The sequence below is a fragment of the Bacillus sp. JK74 genome (assembly GCF_053663395.1).
Map to the genome: position 1 here is coordinate 59,370 of NZ_JBSJQB010000001.1, position 12,404 is coordinate 71,773.

Sequence of the window (12,404 nt, forward strand, 5' to 3'; positions counted from 1 at the left end):
ATATTTTTTAAAAAATAAGCAAATTTCTATTTATTTATGGCGGGTAAAATGATAAATTATGATTGGTTAGCAGATCTTTTCAGATAAGTCATAAGTCCCGAACCCGGAAGAGACAGCCGCTCAAGGCGGGAAAAAGAGAGACGTCTCATCATTATTATCAGAAAGTTTTTTCGATTCTGCATCCGGCACGGGGACTCAAATCTGAATTGAACGGCACAGCCATATTTTACAGGGGGGTTATATCTTTGAAAAAACGCAAAATCGGAATGGCGATGGCGCTCATCGCAGCGGCCGGAACCATATTAAGCGCATGCGGTTCAAGTGACAAAGCAAACGGCTCCGGCAGCAAAAACTTTACCGTCGGCATGGTAACGGATATCGGCGGTGTTGATGACAAATCATTTAACCAGTCCGCCTGGGAGGGCATCCAGGCATTCGGAAAAGACAACGGGCTTACAAAAGGCAAAAGCGGTTTTGACTATCTTCAATCAAAATCAGATGCAGATTATACAACGAACTTAAATAAATTAGCGCGGGAACACTTTGACCTGATTTACGGCGTCGGGTATCTGATGCAGGATTCCATCAGCGAAATCGCCGATCAGCGCAAAGACACACATTTTGCGATCATTGATGCCGTTGTCAAAAAAGACAACGTGGCGAGCCTTACATTTAAAGAGCAGGAAGGCTCATTCCTCGTGGGAGCGGCCGCTGCGCTATCGAGCAAAACGGGAAAAGTCGGATTCGTGGGCGGAATGGAGTCTGAATTGATCAAAAAATTCGAAATCGGCTTCCGCGCGGGTGTACAAGCCGCAAATCCGAAAGCGACCGTCGAAGTGAAATATGCGGGCGGGTTTGACAAAGCCGATGTCGGCAAGGCGACGGCTGAAAGCATGTACAAATCAGGCGTTGACGTCATTTATCACGCGGCCGGCGCAACGGGAACGGGCGTCTTCACAGAAGCGAAAAATCTGAAAAAAGAAGATCCGAAGCGGAACGTATGGGTTATCGGTGTTGATAAAGACCAGTACGCGGAAGGCCAAGTCAAAGGCACAAAAGACAATGTCACTCTCACATCAATGGTCAAAAAAGTGGATACTGCCGTGGAGGACTTAACGAAAAAAGCGAGTGACGGTAAATTCCCGGGCGGCAAAACATTAACATACGGTTTGGCGCAAGATGCAGTCGGCATCTCGGATCATAAGGAGAACCTTTCTGACGATGTCATCAAAGCAACAGACGATTGGAAGAAGAAAATCGCGGACGGACTCGAGATCCCTTCAACTGAAAAAGAATTGAAATCCTTCAAGGCTGAGTAAGAACCAGGGGATAAGGAGACTTCCGTGCTTATCCCCTCTCTTTTTTGAAAAGAGCGGTGAAGGAAAAGCTGCATCTCTTGCAGCTTTTCTTTTGCCAAGCTCTTTCTCATCAAAGTATCTCTGAAAAGGAGCGACAAATCGGTGGATTATATCATTGAAATGCTTAATATACGCAAGGAATTTCCCGGAATCGTCGCCAATGATGACGTCACGCTTCAAGTGAAAAAAGGCGAAATACACGCCCTTCTCGGTGAAAACGGCGCCGGAAAATCGACACTCATGAACGTTTTATTCGGCCTGTATCAGCCGGAAAAAGGCGAGATCCGGGTGCGTGGCGAACGCGTTCACATCAACAGCCCGAACAAAGCCAACGATCTCGGCATCGGGATGGTACACCAGCATTTTATGCTTGTGGATACCTTTACCGTCTCAGAAAATATCATTCTCGGAAAAGAACCGAAAACTTTCGGCCGAATTGACAGACAGCGCGCCGACCGGGACGTGCGCGATATTTCCGACCGTTACGGCCTGCACATTGATCCTGAAGCCAAAGTTGCCGATATCTCCGTCGGTATGCAGCAGCGGGCGGAAATATTAAAGACCCTCTACCGGGGCGCCGACATTCTCATTTTTGACGAGCCGACCGCGGTGCTGACTCCGCACGAAATTCAAGAACTGATTCAGATTATGAAAAATCTTGTCAATGAAGGAAAATCAATTATCCTCATCACCCACAAATTAAAAGAGATTATGGAAGTCTGCGACCGTGTCACCATCATCCGGAAAGGAAAAGGCATTACAACACTTGATGTCGCACATACGGATCAAGATGAACTGGCAAGCCTTATGGTCGGACGCGAAGTGTCATTCAAGACGGATAAACAGCCGGCCGAACCAAAACAGGAAGTGCTTTCGCTTTCTGATGTAACGGTGAAAGACGCGCGCGGCGTTGAGGCGGTCAAACAGCTCTCCCTCTCTGTCAGAGCCGGTGAAATCGTCGGCATTGCGGGCGTTGACGGAAACGGCCAGTCTGAATTAATTGAAGCCATTACAGGTCTCAGAAAAACAAATGCCGGCACGATCATGTTAAACGGCAAACAGCTCCAAAACATGCCGCCCAGGAAAGTCACTGAAGCAGGAATCGGGCATATTCCGCAGGACAGGCATAAACACGGGCTCGTCCTTGATTTTCCGATCGGAGAAAATATCGTACTGCAAAGTTATTACCAAAAGCCTTACTCTTCTTTCGGCATATTAAATAAACACACGATTTATGACAAAGCGCGAAGCCTGATTGAAGAATACGATGTCAGAACACCTGATGAATATACGCCTGCGCGCGCTCTCTCCGGGGGGAATCAGCAAAAGGCCATTATCGGCCGGGAAGTGGACAGAAATCCGGATCTTTTAATTGCGGCCCAGCCGACGCGGGGACTCGATGTCGGCGCGATTGAATTCGTCCATAAAAAGCTCATTGAGCAGCGTGATGCCGGTAAAGCGGTGCTTCTGTTATCTTTTGAACTTGATGAAATAATGAATCTCAGCGATCGCATCGCCGTCATCTTTGAAGGCAGCATCATCGCAAACGTCAATCCGCTTGAAACAAACGAGCAGGAGCTCGGACTTTTAATGGCGGGTAGTAAGCAAATGGAGGCGGGGAAAACACATGATTAATCGACTTTCTCATCTGGCTGTGCCGCTGATTGCGATCATCCTTGGATTAGCTGCGGGTGCGGTCATCATGCTCGCCAGCGGCTACAATGTCGTAAGCGGGTATTCGGCTCTTTGGAGCGGCATTTTCGGTGAAGTGTATTACATCGGGGAATCGATCCGGCAGATTACGCCATATATTTTGTCCGGATTGGCCGTGGCATTCGCATTTCGGACCGGCCTTTTTAATATCGGGGTTGAAGGACAGCTCCTTGTCGGCTGGACCGCCGCGGTGTGGGTCGGCGCTTCCTTTGACGCCCCCGCTTACATCCACCTTCCGCTTTCATTATTGGCGGCTGCGGCTGCGGGCGGCATTTGGGGCCTGATTCCCGGATTTTTAAAAGCCCGTTTTTTTGTCCACGAAGTGATTGTCACGATCATGATGAATTATATCGCTCTTCATTTAACCAATTATCTCATTTCCGATGTCATGACGGACCACCGGGACAAAACAGACAAAATTCATGAAAGCGCGTCGCTCCGCTCCCCGTTTTTAGAGCAGCTGACAGATTACTCCCGCCTTCATTGGGGCATTCTGATCGCTCTGTTTGCGGCAGTCCTCATGTGGTTTATCATTCATAAAACAAAAAGCGGATTTGAATTCCGGGCTGTCGGCTTTAACCAGCACGCCGCACAATACGCCGGAATGAGCGTCAGAAAAAATATGATGTACGCCATGATGATTTCCGGCGCCTTCGCAGGGCTTGCCGGCGCGATGGAAGGACTCGGAACCTTTCAATATGCGGCGGTTAAGGGCGCCTTTACCGGCGTCGGCTTCGACGGCATTGCGGTTGCGCTTCTCGGCGGCAGCACGGCAATCGGCGTTGTTCTGGCGGCATGTCTTCTCGGCGGCCTTAAAGTCGGGGCATTAAATATGCCGATTGAATCCGGGGTGCCTTCTGAAGTCGTTGACATCGTCATCGCCATTATTATTTTGTTTGTGGCATCAAGCTACGCCATCCGTCTCATCCTTGATAAATTGAAGAAAAAGGGGGCGAAGTAAGTGGACTTCCTGCAGATTTTATCCATTATTGTCCCGGCAACACTCGTATATGCGGCTCCGCTTATTTTAACCGCTCTCGGCGGCGTGTTTTCTGAAAGATCGGGGGTTGTCAACATCGGTCTTGAAGGACTGATGATTATCGGCGCCTTTACAAGCGTCATGTTCAACTTATTTTTCGGACGCGAGCTTGGCGCCGCCGCTCCGTGGCTCGCCTTGGCTGCGGCTATGATTGCCGGCGGACTGTTCTCACTGATCCACGCGGCTGCCGCGGTTTCTTTCCGCGCCAATCAGACGGTAACCGGTGTGGCGATCAATATGCTCGCGTTAGGAGCAACACTGTTTATCGTCAAGCTGATCTACGGAAAAGCGCAGACTGATAAAATCCCGGAGCCCTTTTACAAAACGAACATTCCCGTGTTAAGCGATATTCCGGTTTTAGGAAAGATTTTCTTTTCTGACGTATATTATACGTCGATTTTAGCCATCGTACTGGCCTTTGTTTCCTGGTTTATTTTATTCAAAACGCCGTTCGGCCTCCGCATCCGTTCTGTCGGGGAACATCCGATGGCGGCCGATACGATGGGAATCAACGTGTTCGGCATGCGCTATATCGGCGTCATGATCAGCGGGCTGTTCGGCGGGCTCGGCGGCGGTGTGTATGCTTCCACGATCGCGCTTGATTTCACGCACTCCACCATTTCCGGACAAGGCTTTATCGCTCTCGCCGCGCTGGTTTTCGGCAAATGGCATCCGATCGGCGCGCTCGGGGCTGCGCTGTTCTTCGGGTTTGCGCAGAGTTTGAGCATTATCGGCTCGCTTTTGCCCCTGTTCAAAGACATTCCGAATGTATACATGCTGATGGCTCCTTACATTCTGACCATTCTCGCGCTTGCCGGCTTCATCGGCCGCGCGGATGCGCCTAAAGCCAACGGCATCCCTTATATTAAAGGAAAACGCTGATTGCCACACAAAAAGAGTTCCGCACCCTGGTGCCGGAACTCTTTTCATCTATATACGATTCTGATATACTCACGCGGCTGAAACGGCGTTTGCATTGATTCAGCCGCACTCAGCTTGTCTTCTGCGTATTCCGCACCGAGAAAAAAACGCTCCCAATCATCTGCCTCCGTCTGCTGCCGCGTTTTGCAGAAATCATCTGCTATGAATGTTCCTGCAATAATAGAACAAAATATTCCAATACAAGCCGCCGCCTTTCTCTTCATCTGACCAGCTCCTTTTGTAAAGCTTGATCTGAAAAAGAAATGTATATACAAAGATCCGGATATTTGATAAATTTATTTTGGGTTCAAAAGACCACAAAAACACAAAGAGGAATACATTATGCCGTAGCAGGGTAAAAAAAAGTGCGATATAATTTGTACTGGGTCCTATGACCGTGAATTGATTGATTCATTCTTACATAAAGCAGTTGCTTGATGAAAAAACAAGCAAAGGAGGTCTTCTGTTGCAGCTGTTACATTTCGCGATTTTGGCGCCTTTTTTATTTGCATTTATCGTTCCCTTTCTTTATAAACGGGTAAAACAAGTCCATACAGGCTGGTTTGTGCTGACAGTGCCCGTTGTGCTGTTTGTTTACTTTATCAGCAAGCTCCCTGTCACAATGGCTGGAGAAACCGTCCGGTATGCGGCCGAATGGATTCCGTCCCTCGGTATTAACTATACCGTTTATATTGACGGACTCGGGCTGTTATTCGCTTTACTGATTACGGGCATCGGCTCTTTGGTGACGCTTTACAGTATTTTTTACTTATCGAAGGACAAAGAAAAGCTCGGCCCCTTTTATGTGTACCTGCTGATGTTTATGGGCGCGATGCTCGGCGTTGTGCTCGTCGATAACGTCATCGTGCTTTATATGTTCTGGGAGTTGACAAGCCTGTCATCCTTCTTATTAATCGGGTATTGGCATAAGCGGAAGAAATCACGCTACGGGGCGGAAAAATCACTGCTGATTACCGTCGGCGGCGGGCTGTGCATGCTCGGCGGCTTTATCCTGCTGTATCTGATGACGGATTCTTTCAGTATCAGGGAAATGGTTAACCAGGTGCATATTATCGCAGGCCATCCGTTCTTTATTCCGGCGATGGTTCTCCTGTTATTGGGGGCCTTTACGAAATCAGCGCAGTTTCCGTTTTATATCTGGCTGCCTGATGCCATGGAGGCGCCGACTCCTGTCAGCGCCTATCTGCACTCGGCTACAATGGTGAAAGCGGGTATTTATCTGATTGCCAGATTCAGTCCGGTTTTTGCTTTTTCACCCGTCTGGTTTTGGACGGTTGCCTCAGTCGGTCTGATCACGATGGTATGGGCTTCCTTTAATGCGATTAAACAAACCGATTTAAAAGCGATTCTGGCATTTTCCACAGTCAGCCAGCTCGGTATGATTGTATCGATGCTCGGCGCAGGAGCCGCCGCGCTTCATTATCAGCATTCAGAGTATTTTACGGCGGCTGTCACCGCGGCTGTGTTTCACTTAATTAACCATGCTACTTTTAAAGGAAGTTTATTTATGGCGGTCGGCATTATCGACCATGAAACGGGAACGCGGGATATCCGCAGGCTCGGCGGCCTGATGGCGCTCATGCCGGTAACGTTTACCGTTTCACTGATCGGAACGTTTTCCATGGCCGGCCTCCCTCCGTTTAACGGCTTTTTAAGTAAAGAAATGTTCTTTACAAGTATGCTGCGGATTGCTCATGCAGATATTTTCAGCCTGGATACGTGGGGCGTGCTGTTCCCCGTTCTCGCATGGATCGGGAGCGTCTTCACTTTCATCTACAGCATGAAGCTGTTTTTCAGAACGTTCAGCGGCGCGCCTAAATCTGCTCAGCTTGAAAAGACGCCGCATGAAGCTCCGCTCGGCATGCTGATTTCGCCGGTGATTCTTGCCGCTTGCGCCGTCAGTCTGTTTTTTGCCCCGAACGTTTTGTCTTACAGCCTGATTGAACCGGCGATGAACTCCATTTATCCCGCTCTGTTAACCGGCGGAGATACATTCCATGTCCATATTTCCCAGTGGCACGGGGTGACGGCTGAGGTAATGATGACCCTCGGCATCATCATTGTCGGCACGATCGGTTACGTAACGCTGTCTAAATGGGAGCGTCTGTACGGTCTGTTTCCGAAAAAACTGACGCTGAACAAGCTTTACGATGCGGTGACGGGCAGTATGGAAAAAAGATCTTACCAGCTGACGTCATCTTATATGACCGGATTTTTGCGGGATTATCTGCTGTATATTTTTGCGTCGTTTATCATTCTCATCGGAGCGGCGTTCGTCATGAAAGGCGGCTTTTCCATGACAGCGAAAGGCATGGCTGAGATCGGCCTGTATGAAATCGTGCTGTCCCTCGTTATGGTGAGCGCAACGATTGCGACTGTGTTCGCCAAATCGCGGCTGACGGCCATTATCTCACTCGGTGTTGTCGGGTACACACTCGCGCTGTTTTTCGTGATTTTCAGAGCGCCCGATCTGGCGCTCACGCAGCTTGTCATTGAGACGATATCCGTCGCCTTGTTTCTTCTTTGTTTTTACCATCTGCCGAAAATGCGGCGGAAAAAGAAGACAAGAACATTCCGGATGACGAATTTTATCATTTCTCTCGGTGTCGGCGTCATCGTGACAATGCTCGGAATCGCGTCTTCCAGCGAAAAAACAAAAGACAGCATCTCCTCCTTTTTCACCGCTTACAGCCATAAGCTCGGAGGAGGAAACAATATCGTCAACGTCATCCTCGTTGATTTCAGGGGATTTGACACGATGTTTGAAATCACGGTGCTGTCGATCGCCGCACTCGGGATTTACGGCATGATCAGAACAAAAGTAAAAGAGGAGGGAGAAGAGCGTTGAGACAGCAAAAAACAAACGACATCATCCTTCAGACGGCAACGAAACTTGTATCTTTTATCATTCTGCTTTTCTCTTTCTATTTATTTTTATCGGGGCATAACGCTCCCGGCGGAGGATTTGTCGGCGGATTGATTACGTCTTCGGCCATCGTGCTGCTGCTTTTGGCCTTTGATTTAAAAACCGTTAAATCGATTTTGCCCGTCAATTTTATTTATGTGGCGGGCGCGGGTCTGCTTATCGCGATTGCAACGGGTGCAGGTTCATTCTTATTCGGAGCGCCCTTTCTCACCCATACATTCGGCCATTTTCATCTCCCGGTGCTCGGGAATACGGAGCTTGCGACGGCCACTTTGTTTGATTTAGGTGTGTATCTCGTTGTTGTCGGCGTGACGATGACCATTATTCAAACGATTGGAGAGGAAGAATAGTGGAAATCTTAATGTCTGTCATTGCCGGTATTTTGTTTATGGCGGCAACCTACCTGCTGCTTTCTAAAAGTCTGCTGCGCGTGATTATCGGCACCGCGCTTTTGAGCCACGGCGTCCATTTGCTGCTCCTGACCATGGGCGGACTGAAAAAAGGCGCTCCTCCCATACTGGGCGGAAAAAGCACGTCGTTTGTCGATCCGCTGCCGCAGGCACTCATACTGACGGCGATCGTTATTTCGTTCGGCGTCACGTCCTTCCTGCTTGTGATGGCGTTTCGCGCCTATCAGGAACTGAAAACGGACGATATGGATCGAATGAGGGGAAATGATCAACATGAATAACTTTGTGATATTGCCCATTCTGGTGCCGCTGCTTGCCGCAGTGCTGCTGATTTTTATGAACAGGCACGTGATGCTGATGCGGATATTCAGCACTGCCGCTTCCTGTGTCTCCATCGTCATCAGCGCCGCTCTCGTTCAGACGGTTTTCACACACGGGATTCAGACGCTGACACTCGGCGGCTGGAAAGCGCCGTACGGCATTGTGCTCGCCGCGGATCAGCTCGCCGCACTGCTTGTTTTGACAACCGCCATAATCGGGCTGCTCGTCATCCTGTACTCCTTCCGCTCCATCGGAGAAAAAAGGGAGCGCGCTTTCTATTATTCAGGGGTGCAGTTTCTTCTGGCCGGCGTAAGCGGAGCGTTTTTGACGGGTGACCTGTTCAACATGTACGTCTTTTTTGAGCTTCTGCTTATCGCGTCCTACATGCTGATCGTGCTTGGCGGAACGAAAATTCAATTAAGAGAATCATTGAAGTATATCGTGTTTAACATTGTGTCATCCGCGTTTTTTGTCATCGGCGTCGGTTACTTATATGCGGTGACGGGCACGCTGAATATGGCTGATCTAAGCGTAAAAATAAGCGAATCGGGCCAGACCGGGCTGATAACCGTGATCGGCGTCCTTCTTCTCGTCGTTTTCGGTTTAAAGGGCGGGATATTCCCGCTGTATTTCTGGATGCCGGGCTCTTATTACGCCCCGCCGGCTGCAATTTCAGCTTTATTCGGGTCTCTTTTAACGAAAGTCGGCCTGTATGCCATTTTAAGAGTATTCACCCTGATCTTTATTCACGATACGGGCTTTACCCACCAATTGATGATGTGGCTTGCGATGCTGACGGTGCTATTCGGCGTAATCGGATCTATCGCCTTTTCGGATGTCATGAAAATCGTCATCTACAATATTATTACAGCCGTCGGCGTGATTTTGTTCGGCATTGCCATGAACACGCCGGCCTCCATTCAAGGAGCGGTTTATTACTTGATTCACGATATGCTGATTAAAGGAGCGCTGTTTATGCTTGCCGGCTCGCTTATCGCATTGACAGGCACTGCCAGCCTGCATAAAATGGGCGGACTGATCACCCGTTATCCCGTTTTAGGATGGATGTTCTTTATTTCAGCCATATCTTTGGCCGGCATCCCGCCGTTCAGCGGATTTGTGGGCAAGCTGAAGATCGCGGAAGGCGGGTTCGATAAGGGGGAAACATTGTTTTCCGTATTGATTCTTGTATCAAGCCTGCTTGTGCTCTATTCGGTGCTGAAGGTTTTTACGACGGCTTTTTGGGGGGAAGAAAAAGAAATCCCCGGCGCAGGCGGACGGTCCGCAAAAGGACTTCTTTATCCGGCAGCCGCTTTTCTCCTTTTGTCGCTTCTGTTCGGGCTCGGAACCGAATGGGTTTCGCCGTATGTCAATCAGACGGCTGAGAATCTGCTGAATCCGGAAAAATACATTGAAGCTGTTTTGAAGGAGTAGATGGCATGGCTTTTCAACTTTTATTAAATGTTCTTCTCGCTGTTTGCTGGATGTTTCTCACAAACAGCCTCAGCACGGCGGGTTTTATAACCGGATTTATCGCGGGCTTGGCGGCGCTGTTTTTTTTCCGGCGCTTCTTCTCGCGGCCGTTTTACATTTGGAAAATATGGTCAGTCATCAGACTGGCGATGATCTTTATAAAGGAATTATATTTGGCCAATGTCAGCGTGCTGAAAACCGTTATATCGCCGAAACTGAACATCCGCCCGGGCATTTTCGCGTTTAAGACGGAATTGACGGAGGATTGGGAGATCACGCTGCTCTCGCTGTTAATCACTTTAACACCGGGTACGCTCGTAATGGATATCTCCGATGACCGGTCGATTCTCTATATACACGCCATGGACATTGAAGATGCGGAGAAAGCGATCCATGACATCCGCGTCTCTTTTGAGAAAGCCATTCAGGAGGTGAGCCGCTGATGTTTACGTTTATTCTGCAATTATCACTCGGCATTATGGCGGTTTCGACTCTTCTGTACGTCATTCGCGTCATAAAAGGGCCAACGATACCGGACCGGGTCGTCGCGCTTGATGGGATCGGCATTAATCTGATTGCCATGACCGCACTTGTATCCATTCTCTTAAACACATCGGCCTTTTTGGACATCATTCTGCTGCTTGGCATTTTATCGTTTATCGGCACGATTGCCTTTGCTAAGTTTTTGGAGAAAGGAGAGATTATCGAAAATGATCGAAATCGTTAAATGGGCCGTCGCCGTTTGTATTCTGATGGGATCGCTGATCTGCCTGGTCGCGTCTTTCGGCACACTCAGGCTTCCTGATGTGTATACGCGCGCCCACGCCTCTTCAAAAGGCTCGACACTCGGCGTTAATTTGGTATTGCTCGGGGTGTTAGGCTACTTGTGGATGCTGACCGGAGAAATTTCTGTAAAAATACTGCTCGGCATCATTTTTATCCTGCTGACGGCGCCGGTCGGAGCGCACCTCATATGCAGGGCCGCGTACAATTCGGGAGCGGCGCTTGATAAAAGAAGCGTTCAGGATGATTACAAAGGGATCAGAAACTTTGTGATCAAACGAAAAGAAGATTCATATTTGTAAAAACAAACAGCCGGACGATTCAGGGTTCCGGCTGTTTGTTTATTTTGTTATAACAGCCAGCGTGCAGCGGGAAACACAGATCAGCCTTTCTCGTTCATCGAAAATGTTAATCCCGTACACAATGGTTGCCCTGCCTGTGTGAACGGGTTCCGCTATCGCCGTGACCGTTCCGCCCTCTTTCACGGACTTTAAATGATTGGCATTAATCTCAAGCCCGACACACGCCTGTTTCGACCGGTCGATAAAATGCTGGGCCCCCACACTTGCAACAGTCTCCGCCAGCGCTGCTGACGCGCCCCCATGCAGATATCCGAAAGGCTGCACCGTCCTCTTATCCACCGGCATCACCGCCACGCATCTCTCCGGCGTGTTTTCAGTGATTTCAATACCGAGTGCGCCGAGCAATGTATTGTTCAGATTCATAGGTCATTCTCCCTTCAAGATTTATAGTACGTTATCTGACTTGGCGATCAGCACCGCTTCAGTTCGGGAGCCGACATTCAGCTTATTAAAAATGGATGTCAGGCTGTATTCAATCGACCGCTTGCTTAAGTGAAGCGCATCTGCGATTTCCTGATTGGTCAAACCTTTTTCGACCTCTTGGAGAATATGGCGCTCTCTCGGGGTTAAGCGATCCTGCTCACTTTGAGGGGAAGAAGACGTTTTTGTTTTTTGCTGGGTCATCAGCTGTTTGAAATAGGAGAAATCAACTAAAATCTGTCCGTTCAGCACATGATATATGTATTGCATGATTTTCTCTTTAGATTCGGTTTTGCTGATGGCGCCATGCAGGCCCGCGCGGATGGATTCTTCAAAATAATCTTCAACCTCATAGCCTGTGTAGACAATGATTTTGCAGAGAGGATTCTCTTTTAAGATTTTCTTGGAAAGCTCTATGCCGCTGATGTCATCACCCAGATTTAAATCCATTAATATGAGATCGTAAGCTGAAAAATCATGCCGGAGAACGAATTGTTCACTGGCATCAGGACTAAGGCAATCGACAGAAAGATTCGTGTCCGTTTCCAGAATCGTCTTGGTGCCCTCCATGACAGCCGGATGATCATCAATCACTAGTATCTTTTTCATGGTTTCCTCCCTTTTACTCACTCATTTCCATTTTATTAAAAAGACTTG

14 protein-coding genes are annotated in these 12,404 nt (G+C 48.7%); 11 read left to right on the forward strand and 3 right to left on the reverse strand.

What is annotated here, in order from left to right; genetic code table 11:
* Window positions 1-245: 245 nt before the first annotated feature.
* From ACWJJ5_RS00305 to ACWJJ5_RS00320, 4 genes are all read left to right on the forward strand, one after another.
* Entirely contained in the window at window positions 246-1,319 is a 1,074-nt protein-coding gene (locus ACWJJ5_RS00305; protein ID WP_003152075.1) for a BMP family lipoprotein, read from the forward strand.
* Window positions 1,320-1,460: 141 nt separating this feature from the next.
* A complete protein-coding gene (locus ACWJJ5_RS00310; RefSeq protein ID WP_070082281.1) occupies window positions 1,461-2,993 on the forward strand; it encodes an ABC transporter ATP-binding protein in 1,533 nt (510 codons plus the stop codon).
* Window positions 2,986-4,032 (forward strand): ABC transporter permease, encoded by a 1,047-nt coding sequence (locus tag ACWJJ5_RS00315; RefSeq protein WP_012118308.1) that lies wholly within the window; start codon window positions 2,986-2,988, stop codon window positions 4,030-4,032. The genes ACWJJ5_RS00310 and ACWJJ5_RS00315 overlap by 8 nt, the downstream gene beginning before the upstream one ends.
* Window positions 4,033-4,992 (forward strand): ABC transporter permease, encoded by a 960-nt coding sequence (locus tag ACWJJ5_RS00320; RefSeq protein WP_454022102.1) that lies wholly within the window; start codon window positions 4,033-4,035, stop codon window positions 4,990-4,992.
* Window positions 4,993-5,036: 44 nt separating this feature from the next.
* On the opposite strand, the gene ACWJJ5_RS00325 is transcribed toward ACWJJ5_RS00320, so the two are convergent.
* The gene (locus tag ACWJJ5_RS00325) at window positions 5,037-5,255 is read right to left on the reverse strand and encodes a hypothetical protein (protein WP_070082282.1); all 219 of its coding nucleotides are present in this window, start codon (window positions 5,253-5,255) and stop codon (window positions 5,037-5,039) included.
* Window positions 5,256-5,497: 242 nt separating this feature from the next.
* Here ACWJJ5_RS00325 and ACWJJ5_RS00330 point away from each other — a divergent pair, with 242 nt between their 5' ends.
* From ACWJJ5_RS00330 to mnhG, 7 genes are read left to right on the forward strand one after another with little or no spacing between them, the layout of a single operon-like run.
* Window positions 5,498-7,900, forward strand: coding sequence for a Na+/H+ antiporter subunit A (locus tag ACWJJ5_RS00330; protein WP_167860383.1), 2,403 nt, complete (start codon window positions 5,498-5,500; stop codon window positions 7,898-7,900).
* Entirely contained in the window at window positions 7,897-8,328 is a 432-nt protein-coding gene (locus ACWJJ5_RS00335; RefSeq protein ID WP_007613424.1) for a Na(+)/H(+) antiporter subunit B, read from the forward strand. The genes ACWJJ5_RS00330 and ACWJJ5_RS00335 overlap by 4 nt, the downstream gene beginning before the upstream one ends.
* Window positions 8,328-8,669: a Na(+)/H(+) antiporter subunit C gene (locus ACWJJ5_RS00340; protein WP_003152063.1), complete on the forward strand. Its 342-nt coding sequence runs from the start codon at window positions 8,328-8,330 to the stop codon at window positions 8,667-8,669. Before ACWJJ5_RS00335 ends, ACWJJ5_RS00340 begins: the two co-directional genes overlap by 1 nt.
* Window positions 8,662-10,143: a Na+/H+ antiporter subunit D gene (locus tag ACWJJ5_RS00345; RefSeq protein WP_094247541.1), complete on the forward strand. Its 1,482-nt coding sequence runs from the start codon at window positions 8,662-8,664 to the stop codon at window positions 10,141-10,143. Before ACWJJ5_RS00340 ends, ACWJJ5_RS00345 begins: the two co-directional genes overlap by 8 nt.
* Window positions 10,144-10,148: 5 nt before the next feature.
* Complete coding sequence (locus tag ACWJJ5_RS00350; RefSeq protein WP_071392239.1) at window positions 10,149-10,625, forward strand: Na+/H+ antiporter subunit E; 477 nt, start codon at window positions 10,149-10,151, stop codon at window positions 10,623-10,625.
* A complete protein-coding gene (locus tag ACWJJ5_RS00355; RefSeq protein WP_012118311.1) occupies window positions 10,625-10,909 on the forward strand; it encodes a Na(+)/H(+) antiporter subunit F1 in 285 nt (94 codons plus the stop codon). The genes ACWJJ5_RS00350 and ACWJJ5_RS00355 overlap by 1 nt, the downstream gene beginning before the upstream one ends.
* Complete coding sequence (gene mnhG / locus ACWJJ5_RS00360) at window positions 10,893-11,267, forward strand: monovalent cation/H(+) antiporter subunit G (protein WP_003152056.1); 375 nt, start codon at window positions 10,893-10,895, stop codon at window positions 11,265-11,267. The genes ACWJJ5_RS00355 and mnhG overlap by 17 nt, the downstream gene beginning before the upstream one ends.
* Before the next feature lie 39 nt (window positions 11,268-11,306).
* Here the strand turns inward: mnhG and ACWJJ5_RS00365 are convergent, their stop codons facing one another.
* Together ACWJJ5_RS00365 and ACWJJ5_RS00370 are read right to left on the reverse strand one after the other, a co-directional pair.
* On the reverse strand, window positions 11,307-11,690 hold the full coding sequence (locus ACWJJ5_RS00365) for a hotdog fold thioesterase (RefSeq protein WP_007613430.1): 384 nt from the start codon (window positions 11,688-11,690) through the stop codon (window positions 11,307-11,309).
* 21 nt (window positions 11,691-11,711) lie between these two features.
* On the reverse strand, window positions 11,712-12,356 hold the full coding sequence (locus tag ACWJJ5_RS00370; RefSeq protein ID WP_003152052.1) for a response regulator transcription factor: 645 nt from the start codon (window positions 12,354-12,356) through the stop codon (window positions 11,712-11,714).
* Window positions 12,357-12,404: the final 48 nt, after the last annotated feature.